This is a genomic window from Petrocella sp. (assembly GCF_059865615.1).
Map to the genome: position 1 here is coordinate 14,816 of NZ_JCBCDA010000009.1, position 25,808 is coordinate 40,623.

Annotated in this window: 29 protein-coding genes; all 29 read right to left on the reverse strand. The window is 37.9% G+C overall.

Going from position 1 to position 25,808, the window contains the following annotated elements:
- Window positions 1-46: 46 nt before the first annotated feature.
- Entirely contained in the window at window positions 47-1,345 is a 1,299-nt protein-coding gene (locus AC6F8J_RS01350; protein ID WP_500720453.1) for an amidohydrolase family protein, read from the reverse strand.
- Window positions 1,346-1,363: 18 nt separating this feature from the next.
- Complete coding sequence (locus AC6F8J_RS01355; RefSeq protein WP_500720454.1) at window positions 1,364-2,191, reverse strand: XdhC family protein; 828 nt, start codon at window positions 2,189-2,191, stop codon at window positions 1,364-1,366.
- Window positions 2,192-2,222: 31 nt separating this feature from the next.
- Window positions 2,223-4,535, reverse strand: a complete 2,313-nt coding sequence (locus AC6F8J_RS01360) for a molybdopterin cofactor-binding domain-containing protein (RefSeq protein ID WP_500720455.1) — start codon at window positions 4,533-4,535, stop codon at window positions 2,223-2,225.
- Window positions 4,532-4,987 (reverse strand): 2Fe-2S iron-sulfur cluster-binding protein, encoded by a 456-nt coding sequence (locus tag AC6F8J_RS01365; protein ID WP_500720456.1) that lies wholly within the window; start codon window positions 4,985-4,987, stop codon window positions 4,532-4,534. Before AC6F8J_RS01365 ends, AC6F8J_RS01360 begins: the two co-directional genes overlap by 4 nt.
- Window positions 4,971-5,774 (reverse strand): FAD binding domain-containing protein, encoded by an 804-nt coding sequence (locus AC6F8J_RS01370; protein WP_500720457.1) that lies wholly within the window; start codon window positions 5,772-5,774, stop codon window positions 4,971-4,973. Before AC6F8J_RS01370 ends, AC6F8J_RS01365 begins: the two co-directional genes overlap by 17 nt.
- A gap of 1 nt (window position 5,775) precedes the next feature.
- A complete protein-coding gene (locus AC6F8J_RS01375; protein WP_500720458.1) occupies window positions 5,776-6,345 on the reverse strand; it encodes an NTP transferase domain-containing protein in 570 nt (189 codons plus the stop codon).
- Window positions 6,346-6,786: 441 nt separating this feature from the next.
- Window positions 6,787-9,492, reverse strand: a complete 2,706-nt coding sequence (gene acnA / locus AC6F8J_RS01380) for an aconitate hydratase AcnA (protein ID WP_500720459.1) — start codon at window positions 9,490-9,492, stop codon at window positions 6,787-6,789.
- A gap of 353 nt (window positions 9,493-9,845) precedes the next feature.
- On the reverse strand, window positions 9,846-10,736 hold the full coding sequence (gene galU / locus AC6F8J_RS01385) for a UTP--glucose-1-phosphate uridylyltransferase GalU (RefSeq protein ID WP_500720460.1): 891 nt from the start codon (window positions 10,734-10,736) through the stop codon (window positions 9,846-9,848).
- Window positions 10,737-10,894: 158 nt separating this feature from the next.
- Window positions 10,895-12,109 carry a hypothetical protein gene (locus AC6F8J_RS01390; RefSeq protein WP_500720461.1) on the reverse strand — a complete coding sequence of 405 codons (1,215 nt, stop codon included), beginning with the start codon at window positions 12,107-12,109 and terminating at the stop codon, window positions 10,895-10,897.
- 528 nt (window positions 12,110-12,637) lie between these two features.
- Window positions 12,638-13,030 carry a 30S ribosomal protein S9 gene (gene rpsI, locus AC6F8J_RS01395; RefSeq protein ID WP_500720462.1) on the reverse strand — a complete coding sequence of 131 codons (393 nt, stop codon included), beginning with the start codon at window positions 13,028-13,030 and terminating at the stop codon, window positions 12,638-12,640.
- A 23-nt stretch (window positions 13,031-13,053) separates the two neighbouring features.
- Window positions 13,054-13,488 (reverse strand): 50S ribosomal protein L13, encoded by a 435-nt coding sequence (rplM, locus tag AC6F8J_RS01400; RefSeq protein WP_275840869.1) that lies wholly within the window; start codon window positions 13,486-13,488, stop codon window positions 13,054-13,056.
- A 131-nt stretch (window positions 13,489-13,619) separates the two neighbouring features.
- Window positions 13,620-14,744, reverse strand: a complete 1,125-nt coding sequence (locus AC6F8J_RS01405; protein ID WP_500720463.1) for a YibE/F family protein — start codon at window positions 14,742-14,744, stop codon at window positions 13,620-13,622.
- 4 nt (window positions 14,745-14,748) lie between these two features.
- Window positions 14,749-15,495, reverse strand: coding sequence for a tRNA pseudouridine(38-40) synthase TruA (gene truA, locus AC6F8J_RS01410; RefSeq protein ID WP_500720464.1), 747 nt, complete (start codon window positions 15,493-15,495; stop codon window positions 14,749-14,751).
- 15 nt (window positions 15,496-15,510) lie between these two features.
- Window positions 15,511-16,314, reverse strand: coding sequence for a CbiQ family ECF transporter T component (locus AC6F8J_RS01415; protein ID WP_500720465.1), 804 nt, complete (start codon window positions 16,312-16,314; stop codon window positions 15,511-15,513).
- 13 nt (window positions 16,315-16,327) lie between these two features.
- Window positions 16,328-17,185: an energy-coupling factor transporter ATPase gene (locus AC6F8J_RS01420; protein WP_500720466.1), complete on the reverse strand. Its 858-nt coding sequence runs from the start codon at window positions 17,183-17,185 to the stop codon at window positions 16,328-16,330.
- Window positions 17,161-18,021: an energy-coupling factor transporter ATPase gene (locus tag AC6F8J_RS01425; RefSeq protein WP_500720532.1), complete on the reverse strand. Its 861-nt coding sequence runs from the start codon at window positions 18,019-18,021 to the stop codon at window positions 17,161-17,163. The genes AC6F8J_RS01420 and AC6F8J_RS01425 overlap by 25 nt, the downstream gene beginning before the upstream one ends.
- Before the next feature lie 140 nt (window positions 18,022-18,161).
- On the reverse strand, window positions 18,162-18,698 hold the full coding sequence (locus AC6F8J_RS01430; protein ID WP_500720467.1) for a L17 family ribosomal protein: 537 nt from the start codon (window positions 18,696-18,698) through the stop codon (window positions 18,162-18,164).
- A gap of 46 nt (window positions 18,699-18,744) precedes the next feature.
- Window positions 18,745-19,704: a DNA-directed RNA polymerase subunit alpha gene (locus AC6F8J_RS01435; RefSeq protein ID WP_500720468.1), complete on the reverse strand. Its 960-nt coding sequence runs from the start codon at window positions 19,702-19,704 to the stop codon at window positions 18,745-18,747.
- 92 nt (window positions 19,705-19,796) lie between these two features.
- Entirely contained in the window at window positions 19,797-20,423 is a 627-nt protein-coding gene (rpsD, locus tag AC6F8J_RS01440; protein WP_275840860.1) for a 30S ribosomal protein S4, read from the reverse strand.
- Window positions 20,424-20,438: 15 nt separating this feature from the next.
- Window positions 20,439-20,831, reverse strand: coding sequence for a 30S ribosomal protein S11 (gene rpsK, locus AC6F8J_RS01445; protein ID WP_500720469.1), 393 nt, complete (start codon window positions 20,829-20,831; stop codon window positions 20,439-20,441).
- A gap of 18 nt (window positions 20,832-20,849) precedes the next feature.
- The gene (gene rpsM / locus AC6F8J_RS01450; protein WP_500720470.1) at window positions 20,850-21,218 is read right to left on the reverse strand and encodes a 30S ribosomal protein S13; all 369 of its coding nucleotides are present in this window, start codon (window positions 21,216-21,218) and stop codon (window positions 20,850-20,852) included.
- A gap of 406 nt (window positions 21,219-21,624) precedes the next feature.
- The gene (rpmJ, locus tag AC6F8J_RS01455; protein WP_125137713.1) at window positions 21,625-21,738 is read right to left on the reverse strand and encodes a 50S ribosomal protein L36; all 114 of its coding nucleotides are present in this window, start codon (window positions 21,736-21,738) and stop codon (window positions 21,625-21,627) included.
- Window positions 21,739-21,786: 48 nt separating this feature from the next.
- Window positions 21,787-22,005, reverse strand: a complete 219-nt coding sequence (gene infA, locus AC6F8J_RS01460; RefSeq protein WP_125137712.1) for a translation initiation factor IF-1 — start codon at window positions 22,003-22,005, stop codon at window positions 21,787-21,789.
- A gap of 20 nt (window positions 22,006-22,025) precedes the next feature.
- Window positions 22,026-22,298: a KOW domain-containing RNA-binding protein gene (locus AC6F8J_RS01465; RefSeq protein ID WP_500720471.1), complete on the reverse strand. Its 273-nt coding sequence runs from the start codon at window positions 22,296-22,298 to the stop codon at window positions 22,026-22,028.
- On the reverse strand, window positions 22,285-23,064 hold the full coding sequence (gene map, locus AC6F8J_RS01470) for a type I methionyl aminopeptidase (protein WP_500720472.1): 780 nt from the start codon (window positions 23,062-23,064) through the stop codon (window positions 22,285-22,287). Before map ends, AC6F8J_RS01465 begins: the two co-directional genes overlap by 14 nt.
- A gap of 3 nt (window positions 23,065-23,067) precedes the next feature.
- Window positions 23,068-23,712 (reverse strand): adenylate kinase, encoded by a 645-nt coding sequence (locus AC6F8J_RS01475; protein WP_500720473.1) that lies wholly within the window; start codon window positions 23,710-23,712, stop codon window positions 23,068-23,070.
- 176 nt (window positions 23,713-23,888) lie between these two features.
- Window positions 23,889-25,151 carry a preprotein translocase subunit SecY gene (secY, locus tag AC6F8J_RS01480; RefSeq protein WP_500720474.1) on the reverse strand — a complete coding sequence of 421 codons (1,263 nt, stop codon included), beginning with the start codon at window positions 25,149-25,151 and terminating at the stop codon, window positions 23,889-23,891.
- Complete coding sequence (rplO, locus tag AC6F8J_RS01485; protein ID WP_500720475.1) at window positions 25,152-25,592, reverse strand: 50S ribosomal protein L15; 441 nt, start codon at window positions 25,590-25,592, stop codon at window positions 25,152-25,154.
- A gap of 30 nt (window positions 25,593-25,622) precedes the next feature.
- Window positions 25,623-25,805, reverse strand: coding sequence for a 50S ribosomal protein L30 (gene rpmD / locus AC6F8J_RS01490; RefSeq protein ID WP_500720476.1), 183 nt, complete (start codon window positions 25,803-25,805; stop codon window positions 25,623-25,625).
- Window positions 25,806-25,808: the final 3 nt, after the last annotated feature.

Consider the following 25,808-nt stretch of genomic DNA (forward strand, 5'->3'; position numbering starts at 1 on the left):
GGTACATTTGTAACTATATATTATATGGTATGTGAATTTAATAAAATTAACTTAGGAAGTGTCCTACACTTCCTATGACGAGAGAATTGTTCTTAATGATAAACTGCCCCTTGCATAAAGTACTTTCAATCTGACCGTTAACTTCTATGTCCTTATATACTGTATAGCCGGCTTTTGAATGATCTGTTTCAATCTTATGGGTCATATGGGGATTATAAATGGCTAAATCCGCGTCTGTTCCCACATTAAGACTTCCTTTTTTAGGATAGAGTCCAAATATTTTAGCTGGAATGGTACTCATTTTATCAATCGCTTTTATGCCGTATCTGGTTGCCATCAAACTAAAACTGTGTTCAACACCACCGATACCCAAAGGCATCCCCAAAAGATGTTTCTGTTTTTTTTGTTGGGCTGTAAATGAACAGTGGTCGGTTCCAATTGTATGCAAATAATCAAAGCCGTTAACGAGTTTTTCTCTAGAAGCTTCACTTCTAAGTGGTGGTGCCATGGTATAAAGATGCCCTTGGCTACCTTCAAAACGTTCTTCATTAAATTCAAAGTAGTGAGGACAGCTTTCCAGATAAAGGTTTTTTCCAAGAATCTCTGAAAAACCATCTACCAAGGCTTCTAAGGTATTACCACTGCTAACATGAACCATATATAATCGGCCATCCGTTTCTTTTGCTATAGCAGCCAGCTTTAAAGCTTCATCTATTTCAGCCATCTCAGGTCTACTAGTGGGTAAGTCAGCTGCTGTAAAACTAGACTCCATGGTAATACTTTCATCTTTTTCTATATGGGCTAAAACGATAAAACCTTCTTCCTGTGAAAGCTTTAAAAGCTCAATGATTTCTCCGTCATATGTGCGTCTTCCGGAGTCTGAATAGGTAGTAAACAATTTGATACTGTTTAGACTTAAACTTTTCATAGTCGCAACTATAGATGCTACTTCATTCACCGGATCTTTAACAGTAACATGAAACTTATAGTCAATCATGGACTTACTAGCCAGTTGATTTCGATTATTGAAGGCTTTTTCCAACTCTTTTTCGCTGGATATAGGATCAAGGAAATCTATTACTGTGGTTATCCCACCATATGCTGCCGCTATAGATCCAGTGTAAAAATCATCTGAAGATGTATATTTGCCACAGTCTAACTCAAAATGAACATGAGGGTCAATTAAACCCGGCATGACCCATCTATCCGTCGCATCGTAATTCTCTCTAGCTTGATGCACCTCATCGCTTATGGCAACAATATGATCCCCATTGATATAGAGATGTTGCTTTTTTAGACTACCCTCTATATAAAGTTGTCCGTTTAATATTGCCAAATCATACATATTTTTCTCCTTCTACACCTATTTTTCTAAATCGAAATAGGCATCTCGCATGTGTTTATTGCCCGTTTTATCATAATATACGGCCAATATTTCTGCACTTATAGATATCGCAATCTCTGCCGGCGAACCGCCACCGGTATCAATACCAATAGGTGCATAGTGGTTAGTTAGGTCAAGGTTTTGACCGAATTTTTCATGGGTCTTTATTAAATAATCCTTCAATTTGTTCTTAGAACAAAGCATGCCTACGTACTTTAATTCCAATTGTTTTTCAATGATTTTATGCATGACCTCATAATCATACTTGTGAGAAGGTGTACACACCACCACGTAGGCGCCTTTTGCTATACCTTGCGTTTCAATAAAGTCTACAAAGTCATTATGATATATTACGTCACCACCGATAAATTGATCGACGACTTCTTTACGATTATCAATAACGGTCACATAAAAGTTCATGGTCTTTAGAACATTGCAGAGCGCTTGACTGACATGTCCACCACCAAAAAGGTAGATATGGGCCCCATGTCCAATATACTCGTAAAAAAGTGTAACAATACCGCCACAGGTCATAGGCAATGTAATTGCCTTATCGACTATCTCACCCTCTTTTAAAAGGTATTTTTCCATATGGCTTTTCCGAATGTTTATTAAGTCTTTACAAGTTTCTATGGCAAGGTGTTCTAGAGCGCCACCACCGACAGTGCCTATGAGCTTACCATTACCACCTACCAACATTTTTTTACCTAGCTCTACCGGACCGTCTCCTGTTTTTTCAACAACTGTCACCGTCATACAAGGTTCATTGGCCTTCTTCATTTTTATGATTTCCTCATATATGTCCATGATTCTTATAGTCCTTCCTTAATGCTTTTCATTATATTTTCTTACTTTGAATCGCTGCCCATACCTTTTCGGATGTAATAGGTAGGCTATTTATTCTAACACCAATCGCATTGTATATAGCATTGGCAATAACAGCCGGTGGTGTGTCAATACCAATCTCTCCAACAGATTTGGCACCATAAGGACCGGATGCTTCATAACTATCAGCAAATTCAACGCGTATGTTCGTGACTTCTTTACGGGTTGGTATTCGGTAGTTCATTAGATTATTGGTAATGAGGCTACCGTTTTTATTGTAAATAACCTCTTCAAACATTGCCATACCTAAGCCTTGAAGGATGCCTCCTTCTACTTGGACTTTCGCTAAGCTTGGATTGATGGTAGTACCACAATCCACCACAGCGACATAATCCAACACTTTAAACGCGCCTGTTTCAAGGTCCACTTCGACTTCAGCAAAGCCTGCCATAAAAGGTGGTGGTGACTTTGTACCTACATATGAATGCGTAGCTACCAATTGTTTTTGATCTTCATTATAAAAGAGTCGATTGGATAATGATTCCAAAGTCATAGATGCATCGCTTTCTTTAACTGTTAATACATCACCATCAAAGTGTATGTCTTCCGGTCTAACCTTTAGAGCCTTTGCACCTTCTTCAACAATCATTTTAAGCATCTGATCCGCAGCTTTTTTTACTGCATTTCCGGATACGTAGGTTGTACTTGAAGCATAAGCACCAGTATCAAAAGGTGTTAAATCTGAATCCGAGGAATAGACGATGATTTTATCAATGGTTGTTTTTAAGCTCTCCGCTGCAATCTGTGCCAAGATGGTATCACTTCCTTGTCCAATATCTGTAGCACCTACCATTAAGTTATAAAAACCAGTATCATTAAGCTTAATGATAGCCGAGCCCATATCAATATAAGGTATACCAGATCCTTGCATAGCAAGACACATACCTACACTTCTTACTTTTGTCTTAGAAATTGTTTTTCTTGGGTATTTATCTTTCCAACCAATGAGTTCCATGCCTCGATTGACACAGTAATCTAATTTACAGCTATCCATATTCATAGCTGTACCCTCAGTACCTTCGCCCATTTTTGCAAAGACCGGAGAGGTTTCGCCCTCAGCAATCATATTATTTTGTCTGAACTTGATTGGATCCATACCTAGTTTTTCACATAATTGGTCTACAGCAGATTCCACCGCAAAGTTACCTTGTATAGCACCATAGCCTCTAAAAGCACCTCCCGGTGTGTGATTGGTATAGACAACTCTACCACCAAAACGAACCGCTTCAACTTTATTATACAGTGGCAATGTCTTTGCGCCTGCTACCATAAATACAGTGAGTGCATGCTCACCATAAGCACCTGTATCAGAAAGAACCTTTACATCTAGGGCTTTTAGTTTTCCATCTTTTGTTGACCCCAAGGTGACATCAATACGCATAGGATGTCTTGAATAACTGGATTCAAAAACTTCTTTCCTGGTGTACACAAGTTTGCAAGGCTTTTTGGTTTTCAAGGTCACAGCCGCAACAAAGAATTCACCATGCAAACATTGCTTGCCGCCAAAACCGCCTCCGATTCTAGGTTTGATAACCCTTATTCTACTCATGGGAATTTCAAGGGCTTGTGAAACAATTCTTCTGGCATGAAAGGGTGTTTGGGTAGATGAGTATATTATTAGACGATCTTGAAAATCCAACCTGGCATTAGCTGTATGGGGTTCCATCATGACATGGGCTTGGGCTTGGGTATAATGAGATGTTGATACGGTAACATCACAATGCTTCAAAGTCTCATCAACTGAGCCAATTTCCATGTGGTAGGATGCAGCTACATTTTTTTGTGGCTCAAAGCCAATAGGAAACATTTCATGAATTTCCGGTTCAGGATGTATGATACTTTCATTTTCATAAGCTTTTTCAAAGTCCAAAATAGGTTCAAGAATCTCGTAGTCAACGTGAATCAACTCAAGCGCTTTACTGGCTATGGCTTCTGTTTCTGCAGCCACAATAGCTACATCATCACCCACATACCTAACTACAGAATCAAGTACAAACTTATCGTGGGGTGAAGGCTCAGGATACCCTTGTCCGGCACGTGTAACCGGTATTCTTTTGAAGTCCTTATAAGTTAAAACGCATTCTACACCTTCAAGTAACAAGGCTTTCCTAATATCAATATTTCGTATTTTTGCATGGGGATGAGGACTTCTTAAAAGCTTAACCGTTAAAGCATTAGGGTCTGCCAAATCATTGGTGTAAGCAGACCGCCCCAACATGAGTCCTTTTCCGTCTATTGAACCTGTATTATGGTTTACACATTTCATGATTTCCTCACCTCCATATAAGCTTTAATAGCCCTGTGTTGAGATACGTAACCTGAGCAACGGCATAAATTACCGACTAAATAATCGCGTATGTCTTCATCTGTAGGGTTTACTAACTCTTTTTTCATCGCATAGACTGTTAGTGCCAATCCCGGGTTACAAAAACCGCACTGATCAGCGCCTTCTTTTCCAAAAAGCTCCGCCAAATATGTTGCCTCTTCTTCAATGGCTTCAACGGTGGTCACAGCATGTCCCTTTGCTTTTACAGATAAATAGCTACATGAGGCAATAGGTTTACCATCAAGAAGGACTGTACACACGCCACATGAGGATGTATCACAACCCTTTTTTACACTATAATAATGGTGCTTCCTTAGTGTATCCACCAGATACTCATCCGGTTCCACCTCAAAAGTCTTGATTTTTCCATTCACTTTAATTTGTATTTTCATAAGCCACCTCCTTAATACCTCTTTCTACCAGAACCTTACATAACTGGGCTCTATAAGCTTTAGAACCTCTGGCATTACTCCCGAACTTTATTTCTTCAACCGCAATCCTAGCCGCTTCTTCAATGACTTCTTCTGTTAATGTTTTACTTTCATTTAAGTAAGTCATGGTCTTTGTTGCCAAAGTAGCTACAGAAGGCCTAGCGCCTACCGCCACTCTAAAGTGACTACCAATTTTCATAACACTTACATTCAATATAGGAAAATCATTTGCGGTTTTCTTAACGGTCGTGTAATTTGCCTTGCCATATTCTTTTTTTATTATAACTTCAAGCAATATATCTTTTTCCTTTGGTGGTTCTTTCAAAAAAGATTCCAAAGTCATCTGACCTTTTTTATAAAAAATCAGGTTGGCCTTAAGAGCAAGTAAGGGTGTAAGTAAATCCGAAAAACCATATCTTCCGGCAACCGTCCCTCCAATAGTAGCGATATTGCGTATGGGCACACCCATGATGTGAGAGATGGCTTCCTGTAGTACACCGCCCATATAAGTTTGAAGACTACCATGTGTCTCAATCTGTCTTAATGTCACCATGCTTCCAATTGTATAGTTTTCTTCTGTTTCATTAATGGTGTCCAGCTTGAGTCCTGATAAATCAATGGCAGGCGCTAAAGTTTTCGGTAACAACTTAAGCCATGCGCCTCCTGCAATAATTCCAGCCTCCTCTTCTTGTAGTAATTGATAAGCCTCATCCAAATCATTCGGCATTGTGTAAGCTTTAATCTTCAAATCAATAACCCCCTTCTATTTGTGCTTTCATATTTTCATAATCTTCGATTGTGTCTATATCCATAAGTATACCTTTATCCTCAACAGATAAGTAGGTTACTTGATATCGGTCTCTGAATTTCTTTAAATTAGATGATGGTGATTCCATCAGTAAGGGGTGAGTCAAATGTTGCCTAATGAGTATCGGATGACCTTTGCGTCCTTTATAAGTCGGTACAACTATCTCACCTTTAGTCTCAATAATACTTTTATAGGTCGATTCTCGAATGAGTGGATAGTCACCGGGAATCAAAATAAAATCTCGAGTCATATAAGCCACGCCTGTTAAAACAGAACTGAACATACCTTCATTATAATTAGGGTTATTTACAACTTTTACTCGTTCCATATCTTTAAGCATTTTCGCAACTTCATTATAATAATGACCACCTACAACAACAATGTTGTCACAACATTGTTGTAATGTCATGACAACAATGCGTAAAATCGGTTCTCCTTCTATAGGCAATTCCATTTTATTTATTTGCGTTCTGCTTGAAAGCCCTCCGGCTAATACAATACCATCACACATGGTTTCCTCCTACTCAAAGTTATAGAGAACAGTCTGTAACAAAAAAACCTTTTATAGAAGAACTTGTCTTATATAAAAGGCCCCATTACCTCTTTTGTTGCTTTGTTGTCTGTTTAGTCTCATTAAATATTCCTACTGTTATTATACACCTATTAAATTTTATTTGTCAAACTTTTTATATTTTTCGCTTGAATTTTTAGTCAATATTAACAAAACCACATTATAGATAGGTTAATAGAAGATCTCTGCTCATATTTCTGAACGGTTCGAAAGGAAAGGACCTTGACGCAAATGCTAGAGTATGACTTGCAAGTGGCTAGCTTTGCTGGACACGCTTCCTAGAGATCAAAAAAATAGAAAGCTAGAGCCTATAGGCTCTGCTTTCTATTATCTAAATACTAACTTTAGTTAAGTTAATGGTTAAAGTATGCACAAAATTCTTTAATGAATCATTTTCCTTAAGACTGTATGAAGGATACCACCGTTTCGATAGTATTCTTGATCCACTACTGAATCCATTCTGACCTTGACCTTAAAAGAGATGGTTTTTCCATCTTCTGAGGTGGCCGTAACATCGATTAAAGCACCTGGTTGGATATCATTACTAAGGCCTTTAATCTCATAAACTTCTGTACCTTTTAAATTAAGCGTTTGTGCATTTTGACCCTCTAGGAATTGTAAAGGTAGTATGCCCATACCAACTAAATTAGATCGATGAATCCGCTCATAACTTTCTGCTATAACAGCTTGAATACCTAACAATGCAGTACCTTTTGCTGCCCAATCTCTCGAACTACCTGTTCCATATTCTTTACCGGCTATAACAATTAGATGCCTACCTTCTTCTTGATACTTCATAGATGCATCATAGATTGACATCACTTCACTTGTTGGAAAATAGGTTGTATAGCTACCTTCTGTGCCTGGCGCAATTTGATTGCGTATTCGGATGTTTCCAAAGGTACCACGCATCATTACCTCATGATTACCACGTCTGGAACCGAAGCTATTAAAATCAAGAGGCTCAACACCACAGGTTTTTAAATATTCACCTGCAGGGCTGTTTTTGCCGATATTTCCGGCTGGTGATATATGATCCGTTGTAACCGAATCACCTAGAAGGGCGAGTACTTTTGCACTTTTAATATCTTCTATATCAAAAATCTCTTTTTTCAAGTTCATGAAAAACGGCGGTTCTTGAATATACGTTGAGTCTTTGTCCCATTCATAAAGGTCGCCTTCCGGTACAGGGATGTTGTTAAACCTTACATTGCCTGAAAAAACGTCGGCATACTTTTGTCTAAACATCTCCGGCTTAACCGCCATCGCCACTGCTTCTTTGATTTCTAGAGAAGTTGGCCATATATCCTTCAAATAAACGGGTTGTCCTTCATGACCAAAACCTATAGGTTCCGTCATCATATCAATATTCACATTACCGGCAAGGGCATAAGCTACAACCAGCATTGGAGATGCTAGGTAATTGGTTTTTACTTGAGCATGGATGCGACCTTCAAAGTTACGGTTACCACTTAATACAGACGCTACTGTTATATCATGGTCTAAGATAGCGTCATTAATCGGTTTTTTAAGAGGTCCACTATTACCGATACAGGTTGCACAGCCATATCCTACTACATTAAAACCAAGTGTTTCAAGATATGGTAACAAGCCTGCTTCTTTTAGGTATTCTGTTACAACAAGGGATCCGGGTGTTAGACTGCTCTTAACAAAAACCGGCTTTTTCAGTCCCAGCTCAACAGCTTTTTTGGCCACGAGACCAGCGCCTAACATAACACTTGGATTAGACGTATTAGTGCAACTTGTAATGGCTGCAATAACAACGGATCCTGTTTTAATGGTATCTTTTTCTCCATCCACTTCAAGTTCGACAGTCTTAGCAATTTCATCTTCTGATAAATTAAAGCCACCTTCTGCAAAAGGTTTTCTAATCACTTCATTGAAATCTTCCTTCATACGTGTTAGTTCGACACGGTCTTGAGGTCTTTTAGGTCCTGCCAAACTAGGTACAATTGTTGACATATCTAATTCAACAACTTTGCTGTATTGAGGTTCTAAACTGTTTTTATCTCTAAATAAACCTTGGGCTTTGTAGTAGGCCTCAACCAAGTTAATCTCTGACTCGTTTCTTCCTGTCCCTCGTAAATAATCAAGGGTCTCTTGATCAACAGGGAAGAATCCCATTGTCGCACCATATTCTGGTGACATATTGGCTACGGTAGCACGATCCGCTAGACTCATGGTATCCAGTCCCGGTCCAAAGAACTCAACAAATTTGCCCACTACTTGCTCTTCGCGTAGACGTTGAGTTACTGTAAGTGCTAAGTCTGTAGCCGTTGCGCCTTCTTGCAGTGTTCCTGATAGTTTGAAACCGACGACTTCCGGTATAACAAAGTACAAAGGTTGTCCAAGCATTCCTGCTTCTGCTTCAATACCACCAACGCCCCATCCTACTACACCAAGACCATTAATCATAGTCGTGTGGGAATCTGTGCCAACAAGAGAATCTGGGAAAACCCATGTCTCATTATTAATTTCTTTGGTTGCTGCCACCGTTGCTAAATATTCCAGATTAACTTGATGGATAATGCCTGTTGCTGGAGGTACCGCTCTAAAGTTGTCAAATGCAGTTTGTGCCCATCTAAGGAATCTGTAACGTTCGTCATTACGAATAAATTCCTTATTATTGTTAATCTCAAGGGCCTCTTTGGTTCCGTAGGCATCTACCATCAAGGAGTGATCAATGACCAGATCTACCGGTATCAACGGATTGATTTTCTTAGGATCAAAGCCTGCTCTGCTAACGGTAGAACGCATGGCTGCTAAGTCAACAACCGCTGGCACACCAGTAAAATCTTGCAAAATAATTCTTGCCGGTATAAAAGGTATTTCTTTAACTTTCTCACGTTCTGATGTCCATGATGCTATTTGTTTTATATGATCTAAGGTGATGGTTTTTTCATCAAACTGTCTTATTGCGCCCTCTAATAGCACTTTCATAGAATAAGGTAAACGCGCTACGTCCCCATACCCCAATGTCTCAAATGTTTTCAAATCATAGTAGTTATATGCTTTACCATCTACTGTAAGCATCTTCTTACAGGATAATATTTTCTCTTTTGACATTATTTTTCCTCCAATTGTTAGTTAATCTGCCAAAACTATATAGTTATATAATTGGTTAAGGTGTCAAAACTATATAGTTGAACTTTTGCATACAATATATAGTTATGAATGCATCAACGTAATCTATATATTGTATGTGAACTTAGTGAAACTTAGTTTTGACCCTTTAAGCATAATTTAATGAAGCTAGTTTTGACACTTTGACCATTATTGTTTTTCGTTTAGCTATAATTTCCGTTGCCTATAGTATACCTTTTTATTTTTTATTTCTCAAGTTTTCCCATGTACTAAAATAGAACCTGAGAAAAAAAGCAGATACTTTACCATCTGCTTTTTTGACATTTCTTTAATATTTAATCGTATTCAAGGTTTTTTTCCAAATCCTCCATTAGATTACTTAAATAAGAAAAAACTTCCACCTTCAAATCATCTCTTCTTAAAGCAAATTCTATAGTTGCCGAGATAAAACCAAGCTTGTTTCCAACATCATATCGTTTACCTTTAAAATCATAGGTATACATATCTTCTTCCTGGGCTAATTTCATTAAAGCATCTGTTAATTGTATTTCTCCACCTGCGCCAGGGGTTTGGGTTTCTAAATAATGGAATATTCTTGGTGTAATAACATAACGTCCCAAAATCGCTAGATTGCTTGGGGCTACATCTATGCTCGGCTTTTCTATAAGGCCTTTAACTTTAGCAATCTGCCCCTCCACTATGGTCACATCGGCTATGCCATATTTGGAAACTTCACTGGGCGCTACTGTTTGTACTCCGAGTATGCTTTTACCGTAAATATCATAGGCATCCATCAATTGCTTAATACATGGCTCTTTGGACACAACTACATCATCGCCAAGCATAACCGCAAAAGGTTCATTGCCAATAAAATTCTTGGCAACCAAAACAGCATGACCAAGTCCCTTCGGTTCCTTTTGGCGAACAAAATGAATGTTAGCAAGATTGGTAGATTTTTCAACAGTCTTAAGCAGTTCCATTTCTCCTTTTTCTTGTAAACTTAATTCAAGTTCAATATTTTTATCAAAATGATCTTCAATAGATTGTTTATTTCTACCTGTAATAATAATAATCTCTTCAATACCTGCAGCCACCGCTTCTTCAATAATATACTGTATGGTCGGTTTGTCTACTATGGGGAGCATTTCTTTGGGTTGTGCTTTTGTAGCCGGTAGGAATCTTGTTCCAAGTCCGGCAGCCGGAATAATTACTTTACGTATTTTCATGATTCACTTTCCCTTCACCTTTGTTTACGTTACAATGTTATCGTTATATTGATTTATCACACAATAATGATATCATTTTGACTTCATAAGGTCAATCTAATACACACCAAAGGTCAGCCCTTAGTCATACAGACTGTGGAAGGGTTTTCATGAGACCCCTAATTACTTTCATACAATATTTCACCTGTTTTAATATTTTTAAAGAAAAGAGCATTGTAGGATATATAACTCATTTTGCGTCGTGTGAATTCCATATCCTTTTTACTGTCATATATGTATACATACTCTCGTAGATCATCATCATATAATCCAATCTCTATGGCCTTATCTGTAGAAGCATTCCAAAGGAAATCGCCTTCTTGATCCTTGTATCCTAAAGCTCTTAAGACAAGTGTGGTATATTGGGCCTCTGTCATATCGGCATTGGACCCATATAATTTATCTGAAAGACCCCTAACTAGTCCCTTATAATGAAGATAATTGATGGTATCTCTTGCCCAGCCCGGAACGTCGGTAAAACCTGAATCATAATCCGACTGCTCACTAGCAAAAGCAATTACCTCATCTTCTAAATCAAGTAGCCTTGAGTACATGATGGCACCTTCTGCTCGTGTAAGTCCCCGATTAAGTTCTAAGCCTTTATCTGTTCCTTTTAAGTAACCTAATACTTTTAGTATCTCTCCGTGAAAATCCTTATGGGCTCTATCTAAATCATTTTCTTCTTCAATATCACGTCTTAATAGATTATTACTTGGTGCCACATCGATACGGATTTCTATAAATCCATATTCACGTCCTGATGATTGTAAAAATATATCCTCCGTTAGATCCCAGACATAAATAGCTTTCTCTTTGATATAATCAGCATTATGACCTACGACTTCATAGTCTGTCTCAAATGAATATATAATCTGGCCACCCATAGCTTTGAAGATAACATTCATATCTCCTATTTCCTGACCATCAACTTCACTACTTAGTTCGCTTAAAGGAATCTCAAAACGATATACACTATCACCTTGATAGGACCACTTTAGCTCCTCTTCTTGCGAAATATCGTTGAACGCAATAAGTGGATGATTAAACAGAACCCTATTTTCTTCTCCTCTAAATAACATTTCATCTTTATAAAATTCTAAGGGTTTACGCTCTATCTGCGCGTGATCTTCATTGATACCTATTTCTTCAAGTAAGTCCGTATCCATATCAACCGTTTCACCATCACCAACTAGGCTTTGATTGGACGCAACCAATGAATGAATGCCTCCTGAACCATCTTTATTTAAGAAAAAGTCTAAACGAACATCCATGCACCCTGACAACATCGTCATTACAATAATCAAACTTGCAACAACGCCCCATATTCTACCCATAATTATCCTCTTTTCTTTAATTAAATTATTTCGTTTCTATAAAAACATTATAATATGAATAAGGTTATAAATCTACAGCTTAATCATACACACTGTGGAAGGATTTTCATAGGACCCCCATAAGAGCCTCTACTTCACTTCGTTGCGTCTCGGCCATTTCTTGCATTCTAATGAATCGAGAAAAGAGGCAACGCCTCGTCTTCCTAAAAGGAAGTTTCTGACGGAGGGAATTTTTCATTAACGCAAATAACAATGGTTCAATGTCATATGCTCTATTATGAAAATTCCCATAGTATAACAAAAGCCCCTTGAATGCAAGCATTCCGGGGCTCTGATATGTGTTCTGATTCGCTGGGCTTTCTTCATCGTTTGTTCCGAGTTACTTGCGAATGCAAGAAAGAGCCTCTACTTCACTTCGTTGCGTCTCGGCCATTTCTTGCATTCTAATGAATCAAAACACATAACAAAAGCCCCTTGAATGCAAGCATTCCGGGGCTCTGATATGTGTTCTGATTCGCAAGTAACTGCTTATCTTTTTGAGAATTGAGGTGCTTTTCTGGCTGCTTTAAGACCGTATTTTTTACGCTCTTTCATACGAGGGTCTCTTGTTAAGAATCCTGCTTTTTTGAGTGCGGGTCTGTACTCAATATCCGCTTCAAGCAATGCTCTTGAGATACCATGTCTGATTGCACCGGCTTGACCTGTGAATCCTCCACCATGTGCGTTAACGATTACATCAAATTTACTTAATGTCTCTGTTAATACAAGTGGTTGTTTTGTAATTACTTTTAAGGTTTCATAACCAAAGTAATCATCTATATCTCTTTTATTAATTGTAATTTGTCCATTTCCAGGTACAAGATAGACTCTTGCAACGCTACTTTTTCTTCGACCTGTTCCGTAATATTTTACTTGTGCCACGTCTATTCCTCCTCTCGAAACTATTAGAATTTAAATTCTAATACTTCTGGTTTTTGAGCTTCGTGGTTATGTTCAGCGCCTCTATAGACACGCAATTTAGTGAGCATAGCCGTACCAATCTTGTTTTTTGGCAACATACCTTTTACAGCATGCGTCATTACAAGTTCAGGCTTATTCTTCATCATATCTCTGTACTTAGTTTCTTTAAGACCACCAATATATCCACTATATGTTCTGTATAATTTTTGGTCAAGTTTTTTACCTGTCAATACTACTTTTTCACAATTTATTATGATTACATGGTCACCCGTATCTACATGTGGTGTGTAAATCGGCTTTGTTTTGCCGCTAAGTACTTTAGCAACTTCAGATGCAAGACGTCCGAGTGTCAGTCCTGTCGCATCAACAACATACCATTTTCTATCAACTGTTTGATCATTTGGCATGAATGTGTTCATGGGTTCTACCTCCTATTGAATTCTTAGTTTCGTTTTTTGTAGGTCAAAACCCGGGGCTAAGGGGTTTATAATACAAACTCACGCTACAACATTATAGTACATTCACCCTGGTGTGTCAAGTGAAATAAGTACTAATAATTACTTTCGTTTTTCTTTTCCAAAACGGCTGCTACATACGCGGTTAATGGTATGCTTAAAACCAAGCCTATGGTTCCCGAAAGCGCTCTGACAATCTCTGTTGCTATGGCATCCATATTAATGATATCAAAATAAGGAATATCATTCATGAAAAATACTAGAATCAAAAATATAGAAGTACCCGCATAGGCAAGGATAAGGGTATTTGCCATGGTACCCATGACATCTCTACCAATATTCATACCTGATTTGAAAAGATCTTTTGTACTCATAAATGGATTGGCTTCTGTTATTTCGTTTATAGCAGAAGCAATGGACATACAGACATCCATGACAGCACCAAGGGTTCCCAGTAAAATACTGGCAAATAAAATACTGGTAAAATTAAAGTTAACTTCACCTTGGGTAAAGAGCAACATCTGTGCTTCTGTCGTACCAAGCCCTGTCAATACCGCGTAATCACTAACTATAATCGCAATAATACCGGACACAAGTACACCACCAATGGTTCCAATAATGGCTGAGATAGATTTACGGTTGAAACCGGTTACAAGAAACATAGTAACAACGGTAATGAGTGCACAGATTACCATAGATAATAGAATGGCATTGCCACCGGCTGCAATTCCAATTAGCATATAATATATGCCTGTAAGGGTCATTCCAAGTGTCAATAATGTTCTAATACCTTGATAACCACCAACCGCCACCATAAGTATAAGAAATATGGCCGCTAACGCATATAGATATTTATCTCTTCTATAACTATAGACGAAACCTTCTAATATATTCCCTTCTTCATCGTATTCAACAAAAGTATAAATCTCTGAGCCTTCAAACAGCTCCAAGTCATAAGCATACATTTGATCCATTGAATTAACGACAGTAATGACCTCACCTTCATATGGACCATCTAGCAATTCGACCTCTGCTTCTTGTATTCTTTGTTCGTAGCCACCCCCTGATGTTTCGATGACATTAAGCTCATCTTTAGTGATCGTGAGTATTTTTCCTATAAAAACATCTTGTTCTTCAGATGTATTTGCTCTTTTTTCGCACCCCGTTATAAATAGTATTAGAAAAAATATGATACCAATACGCAGTATATTCTTTTTCATCATCCTAATCTCCTTGTGAGTAATTTATGCATTCAAGTGTTAGTCCTTTTGCCGGTGCAGTTTTTCCTGCAGCTTTTCTCGACTTTTTTTTCAATCCTTCTCTTATGGAATCCGGTTTTCTTCTGCCATTACCAACTTCAAGCAATGTCCCTACCATAATTCTTACCATATTGTACAAAAATCCGTTCCCTATTATTTCGAAACGATACATTAAACCCTCCCGAGTTATTTTCAAATCATATATTGTTCTAACCGTCTGATTCACACTTTTCTTAATAGAACTATAACTTTCAAAATCATGGGTACCGATGAAATACTTAGCCGCTTCCAACATCGGCTCAAGCTTTAAATGATATCTATAGTGCATGCTGTAACGCTGATCTCTTGGTAAGTGGTGTGGGCCGTTATACACACGGTATACGTACGTTTTTTGATGGGGCACATATCTTGGATGGAAGTTTGCATTAACTACTTCTGCACTAGTAACAACAATATCTCTTGGCATATGCATATTGAATGCTAAAGGTATTTTGTAAGTCTCCATCGCTTTGTTGCTTGCCATGAGAACCACTTGTCCATTAGCATGAACACCCGAGTCCGTCCTACTGGCCCCTGTCAAGGTGACGTCTTCACCAAACAACGATTTAGCCGCCTTCATCATAACACCTTGTACCGTTACATTATTTTTTTGTACTTGCCAACCACAGTAATTCGTACCGTCATAAGCAACTGTTAATTTGTAATAATACATATTGGTGCTCCTTTTTTATGCTAGAACTCTCATGACAATGAAAACGATTAGATAAAGCATCAAGATAGTGTATGCCCAAAAATCAATTTTTTTATATCTAAGTTGTTTTAAACGGGTTCGGCCTTCGCCACCTTTATAACATCTAGCCTCCATAGCAAGTGCAAGATCATCTGCTCTTCTAAATGAAGATATAAATAGAGGGACCAACAAAGGAACCATACTTCTTGCTTTTTTTATCAATCCTCCTGATTCAAAATCTGCACCTCGCGCAAGCTGTGCTTTCATGATTTTATCTGTTTCCTCTAATAAAATTGGAATAAACCGCAGAGCAATCGTCATCATCATAGCAATCTCATGAGCGGGTACCTTGATGCGCTCTAAGGGTTTTAAGAGTGCCTCTATGCCGTCCGTTAAGGTTATAGGTGAAGTAGTTAGTGTTAAAACCGAAGAACCTATGATCAACATAATAAGCCTTGTGCCCATATAGAAAGCTGTTTGTAAACCTTCTAAGGTAATTGTAAAACGACCAAGTGTTAATAGAATTGTTGTACCCGGTGTCAGAAAAAGATTCAGCACAATGGTAAGCATTATAATGATAAAAATGGATTTTAAACCTTTTAACATAAAGCGAACCGGTATGGTCGTTGCCATGATAACCGCACAAAGTGCTAAAAAGGCTATACCATAAGTCATGAAAGACTGATTTATAAACAATGATAGTATAAAAAAGAATGTACCATTGATTTTTGTACGTGGGTCCAACTCATGAATCCTTGACCTAGCCGGATAAAATTGTCCGATGGTTATATCCCTAATCATATTGTTTTCCTCTTTATTCAGAATCTATTTTAAGTAAGGTAATCAATGCTTTCTTGGCTTCTTCAAGTGTTACAATATCCTCAGATAGATTAAAACCATGTTTGTTTAATGCTTGAATAAGATAGCTGATTTGAGGTACAGCAAGGCCCATAGCTTCAAGGGCCTCTGTTTCTTTAAAAACGTCCTTAACAAGACCATCCATCTTGATTTCACCTTTATCCATAACAACGACTCGGTTAACATAACGGGCTATGTCTTCCATACTATGAGAAACCAAAATAACCGTAATACCCAGGCTTTTGTGTAAGTTCTGAATCTCATTTAATATCTCATAACGACCCTGAGGGTCAAGTCCTGCTGTCGGCTCATCTAGAATAAGTATTTCGGGCATCATGGCTAGAACTCCTGCTATGGCTACACGCCGTTTTTGTCCACCTGAAAGGTCAAAGGGTGACGATTCATATAGGGATTCATCAATACCAACGATACTCAAAGCATGCTTAACCCTTTCATCAATATCATCTTTTTGAAGCTTCATATTGGTTGGGCCAAATGCCACGTCTTTAAAAACCGTCATTTCAAAAAGCTGATGCTCTGGGTATTGAAACACCAAACCTACTTTTTGCCTTATGCTTCTTAGATCTACACCTTTATCAAAAATAGATATATCACCAATAATAACTTTTCCGGAATCCGGTTTTAAGATGCCATTAATTTGTTGTATAAGTGTGGACTTACCGGATCCCGTGTGTCCAATCAAGCCCACAAACTCACCAGGACTAATTCTTAAGTTGATTTGTTTTAAAGCTTGCATTTTAAATGCTGTGTCGGCGCCATAGGTGTAATTTAAATTTTCAATTGTAATTGACATATGCTTTCCACCATTTCATCTATCGTTAGTAAATCCGTCGGAATATGGATACCTGCTTGTTTCAGTTCATAGGCAAGTTCTGTTACTTCAGGCACATTTAATTTCAAGTCTTTCATGGTCTCTACTTTTGTAAAAACGTCTCGAGGAATACCATCCAAAGCAATCTTACCTTCCGCCATAACATAAACATGATCTGCCATGACGGCTTCCTCCATAAAATGGGTAATCAGTATTATTGTTATTTTGTCTTCTTTATTTAACTTTTGTACGGTTTTTAAGACTTCTTCTCGCCCTGATGGATCTAACATCGCTGTCGGTTCATCTAAAATAATACAATCCGGCTTCATTGCCAGTACACCGGCAATTGCAATCCGTTGTTTTTGACCGCCTGATAATTTATTTGGTGAGTGTCCTGCATAGTCTGTCATCTCGACAACTTCTAAGGCCATATCCACCCTTCTTCTGATTTCTTCTGCTTCTATTCCGATATTTTCCGGACCGAAGGCAACGTCTTCTTCAACAATTGTCGCTATAATCTGATTGTCCGGATTTTGAAACACCATACCAGCAGATTGTCGTATATCCCAAACATGATGCTCATCTTTAGTGTCCATGTTTTTAATAAGTAATAATCCCGATTTTGGTTTTAACAGTGCATTCAAGTGTTTTGCCAACGTAGATTTTCCTGATCCATTGTGACCCAAGATAGCAATAAAGTCTCCTTTTTTCACATCAAAAGAGACATCATCGATAGCTCTGTAAACACCTTCCACTTCTCCTCGATCATTATGAGCAACATATTCAAATATCAAATTATTCGCTTTTACCATATTAATGTCACTCCTGTTCTCTCTTTGTCCTTAGAATAGGTCAGAACCCAAGGTATTAGATCCTCAACTATTACTAGTGACAGTGTTTATGCATCTTTTCTAACTAATAAGAAGGGGCTAAGTGCAGCGCACTTAACCCCTGTTTATTATACTAATTCAAGAATTACTTCTTCTGCAGCGTCACCTTTACGTGGACCGATTTTAATGATTCTTGTGTAACCACCATTTCGATCTGTATATTTTGGTGCTATCTCGTTAAATAAAACTTCTGCAAGGTCTATTTTTTTAGTATTTGCCTTTTTACCAGCTGCCTCTTTTGGCACTTCTGTTACAGGGTATAATACTTTCAAGATCTCTCTTCTTGCATGGAGCTTTGTTGCGCTGTCTTTTCTGATGACCTTTTGAATTTCTTCAAATTGTGTTACTTTCTTGCCATCAACGACCTCTTTGACTCTTTTACCATCAGCTGTTTTTTTAGGCACTTTTTGAGTAACCGTTACTTCAGTATAATTGTCTTTTTCTCTTACTGCCATTGCAATCAATTTCTCAGCAATCTTACGAACTTCTTTGGCTTTTGGATCAGTGGTCTTGATTTTACCATGATACAAAAGGTTCGTCACTTGGTTTCTTAGTAATGCTTTTCTTTGGGATGATACTCTCCCAAGTTTTCTATAACCAGGCATGGATACAGCCTCCTTTTCCAGATAGTGTGTATTTTAAGAAGATTGCCTATTCGTCACCAGGTCTAAGTTGTAAACCTAATTCTTGAAGCTTAGCAAGTACTTCTTCTAATGATTTGCGTCCTAAATTTCTAACTTTCATCATATCATCAGGGGTTCTGTTGGTTAATTCTTCAACAGTATTAATCCCAGCTCTTTTTAAACAGTTATAGGATCGCACGGACAACTCTAGTTCATCAATGCTCATTTCAAGCACTTTTTCTTTTTCATCGTCTTCTTTTTCCACCATAACTTCAGCATTTCTCGCGTTTTCTGATAAATCTATGAATAAGCTTAAGTGTTCACTGAGTACTTTAGCCGCTAGACTAACTGCTTCATCTGGTGACAAGGTGCCATCGGTGAATACTTCTAATGTTAATTTGTCATAATCTGTTACATTCCCGACACGGGTATTTTCCACCTTAATATTAACACGTTCTACAGGGGTGTAGATGGCATCAATTGGAATGACACCGATCGGTTGATCGTCAGATTTATTCTTGTCAGCTGTAACATAGCCTCTGCCTTTATTGATTGTGAGCTCAATAAAAAGTTTGCTGTCTGATCCACCACTAAGAGTTGCTATTAGTAGATCCGGATTTGCAATTTCTATGTCAGGATCTGCTTGAATATCCGCACCAGTAACGACACCTTCACCTTCAAATTCTATGTACGCTACTTTTGGCTCTGAACTATCACTGTTATTACGAATTGCTAACCTTTTGATGTTAAGAATAATTTCTGTAACATCCTCTTTGACGCCAGGAATCGTACTAAATTCATGAAGCACGCCTTCGATTTTAATACTGCTTACAGAAGCACCCGGTAAAGATGATAGCATGATTCTTCTTAGAGAATTCCCTAAAGTCGTACCATAACCTCTTTCAAGAGGTTCAATAACAAACGAACCATGTTTGTTGTCTTCTGAAATTGATAAAATGTCAATTCTTGGTTTCTCGAAATCAAACACTAACAAGACCCTCCTAACTTTGATTGGTTACTTTACTTGTATTCATTAAGCATTCTATCTGTATAAACCAAAGTTTATACAGATAGAAACCATTATTTAGAATATAACTCGACAATAAGAGTTTCTTCTACTGGGATCAAGATTTGATCTCTTTCCGGTTTAGCTAGTACTTTAACAGTAAAGTTTTCAAGATCTGCATCTAACCATTCTGTAACGGATCTTGATGCCGTAGTTTCGATAATGTTCTTCATACCTTGAATTGTTTGTGATTTTTCTCTAACTGTAATTACATCACCAATTTTTACTTGATAAGAAGGGATATTCACTTTTTTACCATTAACAAGGATATGATTGTGACGAACAACTTGTCTCGCCTCAGTTCTTGAACGTCCAAGACCTGCTCTATAAACTACATTATCAAGTCGCATTTCAAGAAGTACCAATAGGTTTTCACCAGTGATGCCTTTTTGATGTGCCGCCGTTTCGTAGTAGTTTCTAAATTGTGTTTCTAAAACACCATATATTCTTTTTGCTTTTTGCTTTGTACGTAATTGTAGACCGTATTCAGAGACTTTCGCTCTTCTATTTCCATGCTGTCCCGGTGCGTATGGTCTACGTTCCATTGCGCATTTTGCTGTATAACATCTCTCGCCTTTTAGGAAAAGCTTATCGCCTTCTCTACGGCAAAGTCTACAAACAGCACCTGTATATCTAGCCATCTATTGACACCTCCATTAAACTCTTCTACGTTTTGGTGGACGACATCCATTATGAGGAACTGGCGTCACATCCTTAATACTAGTTACATCAAGACCCGCTGCTTGAAGTGCTCTAATAGCTGCTTCTCTACCTGATCCAGGTCCTTTAACCATGACTTCAACCGTCTTAAGGCCGTGAACCATAGCTGCTTTGGCTGCTGTTTCTGCTGCCATTTGAGCTGCATAAGGTGTATTTTTTCTTGAGCCTCTAAAGCCTAAACCGCCGGCACTTGCCCATGATAATGTATTTCCTTGTGCATCTGTCAAGGTTACTATTGTATTGTTAAACGTAGATTGAATATGTGCTTGTCCACGATCAACATGTTTTTTGACACGCTTTTTAGTCGTTCTTTTGACTACTTTTGCCATTACTAAGCCTCCTTACAATTATTTTTTCTTGTTAGCTACTGTTCTACGTGGACCTTTTCTGGTTCTTGCATTCGTTTTAGTTTTTTGTCCTCTTACGGGAAGACCTCTTCTATGACGGATACCACGATAACATCCAATTTCCATTAGTCTCTTAATATTAAGAGCGATTTCTCTTCTAAGATCACCTTCAACTTGCGCTGTTTTCTCAATAATCTCACGTAGACTACTAACTTCAGCATCCGTCAAATCTCTTACTCTTGTATCAATACTAATTCCCGCTTCTTTTACGATTTTTTCAGCCGTTGGTCTTCCAATTCCATAAATATACGTCAAACCAACTTCTACACGTTTTTCTCTAGGTAAGTCAACACCAGCAATACGAGCCATGTTTTCTGTACACCTCCATTAAATTTGATAGGTCGGCAACAAGATTTGGTTAGCAAATATTGCCTCCCCTTGTATGCCATTGGTCTCAATATCATTCAATTCTTTATTCAATGCAACTCTCATTCTATAAAGTACTGAATCATATTCTCATCTCATTAGACTAGCCACCTAGTACCTTCGCTTCATCCAATTTCACCCTGATTAAGGAACAAGGTTCAATTGTTTACACAACATGTCCTGGTGGTTTTGTTCATTAGTCTGTATAAACATCACAATTAGATATTATATAACATTCTGACCAATAGTACAAGTCTAAATTTGTAGTCCTTACTATATACCACTTTTACCCACTATAAAGTGCTTCTTAATGAGGTCAAGTTAATATCCACAACTTCAAAGGCATATATCAACCTTGCTTTTGTTTATGCTTTGGATTCTCACAGATGACTCTGATTCTTCCATTTCTTTTGATAACTTTACATTTTTCACAAATAGGTTTTACTGAAGCTCTTACTTTCATTTTTGGTACTCCTTCCTTGATCTATAATCGAAATCTAGGGTTTTCTATTTATTTGTCTCGCCAGATTATTCTACCTTTTGTCAAATCATAGGGTGACATTTCTATGGTTACTTTGTCACCTGGTAAAATTCTAATATAGTGCATTCTGAGTTTTCCGGATATATGGGCTAAAATGACATGACCATTTTCAAGTTCAACTTGAAACATGGCGTTGGGCAATTTTTCTTTAACCTTACCTTCAACTTCTATTACGTCTTTTTTTGACATGGTCTACCTCCTAATTAGGCTTATTCTAGGGTTTGTTGATAATCTTTTAAACTATTTCTGATATCGGCATTAGTGATTTTCTCATTGTTCTTTAATTTACCGGCTATTTCATCTGCAATCTTATAAGTGATTTGAATATGCTTGTTCTTCTTCTTTTTGGGAGCTTCTATACGTCTGCGTTTACCATCTGCTATATATACAAATGCCTCTTTTATATCTAATACAATAAAGAGCTCTCCACAATCTCGACCTGCTGTAGATTTTACAACTTGACCAAGCTCAATTTTTATCATTGCACTCACCTTGATTCAAAATCGTCAGTAATTCATAACCTGTATCCGTTATCAGTATTGTGTTTTCATAGTGGGCAGATAATGATCCGTCTAAAGTCACAACTGTCCAGTCATCACTTAAAGTTCGAACATTATATCGTCCTGCATTAACCATTGGTTCAATGGCAAGTACCATGCCTTTTTGAAGTTTTGGCCCACGTCCAATGGGCTTGTAGTTAGGTATTTGAGGTTCTTCATGTAAATCTTTACCTATACCGTGGCCAACCAAATCCCTTACGACTGAAAAACCATGCGCCTCCACATAATTTTGAATGGCTGCAGATATTTCATGTAAATGAGCACCGGGCTTAGCATATCTAATACCTTCAAAGAAACTTGCCTTCGTCACTTCAATGAGTTTGATGGCATCCTCAGATGCTTGACCTACAGCATAACTTCTTGCTGCATCACCATGATAACCATTGAAATAGGCGCCAATATCAACACTTAAAACGTCTCCATTTTCTATAATCTGATGTTTACTGGGAATACCATGAACAACAGCTTCATTAACGGAAGTACATATAGAAGCAGGGAAACCACCATAACCTAGAAAGGAAGGGGTAGCATTTTGACTCCGTATGAAGTCTTCAGCAATCCTATCAAGCTCATAAGTTGACACACCCACTCTTATAGCCTTTGCCACTAGTTCGTGGGCATTAGCTACAATGGCATTGGCCTGTCGCATAATCTCAATCTCTGAATCGCTTTTTATTAATATTGCCATTTACTACGCACCTACAATTTCACATATGGATTCAAAAATCACATCTATGTCTTGAGTTCCATCCACTGTTTTTAGTATGTCTTTGTTTGTGTAGTATTCAATAAGTGGTTGGGTTTGTTCATGGTAGACACCTAATCTTTTTAGTACAGTTTCAGGTTGGTCATCATCTCTTAGAATCAGCTCACTGCCGCACACATCACAGATGCCTTCAACTTTTGGTGCTATATATACTGTATGGTATGTTGCACCACATTTTACGCATGCTCTTCTACCGGACATTCTTTTAACAATAACTTCATCAGGTACATCCACATCTATAGCATAGTCCATAGAAGTACCCATTTTTTCTAATGCTGCATCCAAGTTTTCTGCTTGTGGTATGGTTCTTGGGAAACCATCTAAAACAAATCCCTTAGAACAATCTTCTTCTACAATACGATCTGCTACAAGATCTACAACCAATTCATCCGGTACCAACAATCCTTGATCCATAAAGCTTTTTGCTTTTAGTCCAAGTTCTGTTTCACCTTTGATATTAGCTCTGAAAATATCACCTGTAGAAATGTGTGGAATACTGTATTTTGTTGATAGTTTTTTAGCTTGTGTTCCTTTGCCGGCACCAGGTGCGCCTAACATAATGATCTTCATCATATACCTCCTTTAGACACTTGTTGAGTAGATACTCAATTTGCATCAAAGTACTCGTTTTTCAGTGAATAGATGAAAGCTTCTAAATCGACTAAAAGGATGTAGGCGAATCGCCCTTACCATCTTCTCCTAGTCGAATTAAAGCTATTCAAAAACTATATAATCATTTTCAGTTCTTATCCTAAGAAACCTTTGTAATGTCTCATGACAAGTTGTGATTGAACCTGCTTAACAGTTTCAAGTGCAACACCGGCTACGATGATTAGTGAGGTTCCACCAAAATTCAATTGAATCTTCGTAACTGCGGTTAGCCCTACTGGAGCTAAAGCTATGATACCCAGCATGACAGCACCGATTAATACAAGTCTACTCAGCACTTTTGATAAATATTCTACTGTTGGTTTGCCAGGACGAATCCCTGGTATAAAACCACCATTCTTTTTCATATTGTTTGCCACATCATAAGGATTAAATGTTATAGCTGTATAGAAATAAGCAAACGCTATAATGAGTACAAAGTATATTGCAGCACCATAGGGATTACTGATGCTAATCACTTCTAAGGTCTTACCCCACCAGCCTGTAGGGCTTGCAGTGATAAAAGAAGTAATGGTCGCTGGAAATTGTAATAAGGATGATGCGAATATTACAGGAATAACACCAGCCATATTCACTTTCATGGGTATGTGGGTCGATTGACCTCCATACACTTTACGCCCTTGGACCCTTTTTGCATACTGAACCGGTACACGTCTTTCACCTAATTGGATCAAGACGACAAATACAATCATTAAGAAGAAAACAACCAACAGTATTATTGCTTTTACCACTTCACTGCTCATAAATAACTCGTATAATGTTAAAGCGCCACTACCAAGACCTGATAAGATATTTACGGTAATAATAAGTGAAATACCATTACCTACGCCGTTTTCAGTGATTTTTTCACCACACCACATCAAGAATGCTGTTCCAGCCGTCATTGTAACGATGGCTGCAATGACAGACCAGAAGTTGTAGTTAACAAAATAACTTCTAAATCCGATGCTAATAGCCGTTGCTTGAATCACTGCGAATCCAATCGTTGCATATCTTGTGATTTTCGCAATCTTTTTCCTACCGTCTTCACCGTCTTTTTGCATTTCTTCAAGTGCTGGAATCGCAATTGTAAGAAGGTTCATAATGATAGATGAGTTGATATAAGGGATGATTCCAAGAGCAAAAATAGTCATGTTCTTGAATGCACCACCTGAAAAAGCATCAAACATCCCTAGTAGTCCTTCACTATTGTTATTAAAGTACTCTAGGATACCACGGCTGTCAATCCCTGGGATGGGTATGGCAGCACCTGAACGTATGGCAAATAACATGAAAAATGTAAACAGTATTCTTTTTCTTAAGTCTTCTATTTTAAAAGCATCTCGAAGTGTCTTAAACAATTATACCACCTCTGCTTTCCCACCAGCAGCCTCAATTTTCTCAATGGCTGATTTACTAAAAGCATTCACTTGAACCGTCAATTTCTTAGTCAATTCTCCATCTCCTAAGATTTTGACACCGTCTTGTGGGTTGTTGATAATACCTTTTTCCTGTAATTTTTCAACTGTGATAATGGATCCTGCTCTAAACACATTTAGAGCGTCCACGTTAATGGCAACGATCTCTTTTGAATTCAGACAAGTAAATCCTCTTTTTGGAAGACGTCTATATAAAGGCATTTGTCCACCTTCAAAGCCCGGTCTAGTACCCCCGCCTGAACGTGAGTTCTGACCGTCACGACCTCTACCTGCAAACTTACCGTTTCCAGAACCGTGACCTCTACCTTTTATGAATTTCTTCTTTTTTGAACCCGCTACAGGTCTTAAATCTGTTAAATTCATGTCGGTTACACCTCCTTATTGTTTTTTCGACTAAACTTCTTCAACTTTTACTAAGTGCACGATCGACTGAATCATACCTCTAATTGCCGCATTGTCACTTTGTTCTACTGTTTTGTTAAGTTTTGTTAAACCTAAGGCTTCAGCGGTTAACTTGTGTTTAGGTTTGGCGCCAATTGTCGATTTAACTAAAGTAATTATTAATTTATCTGCCATCTT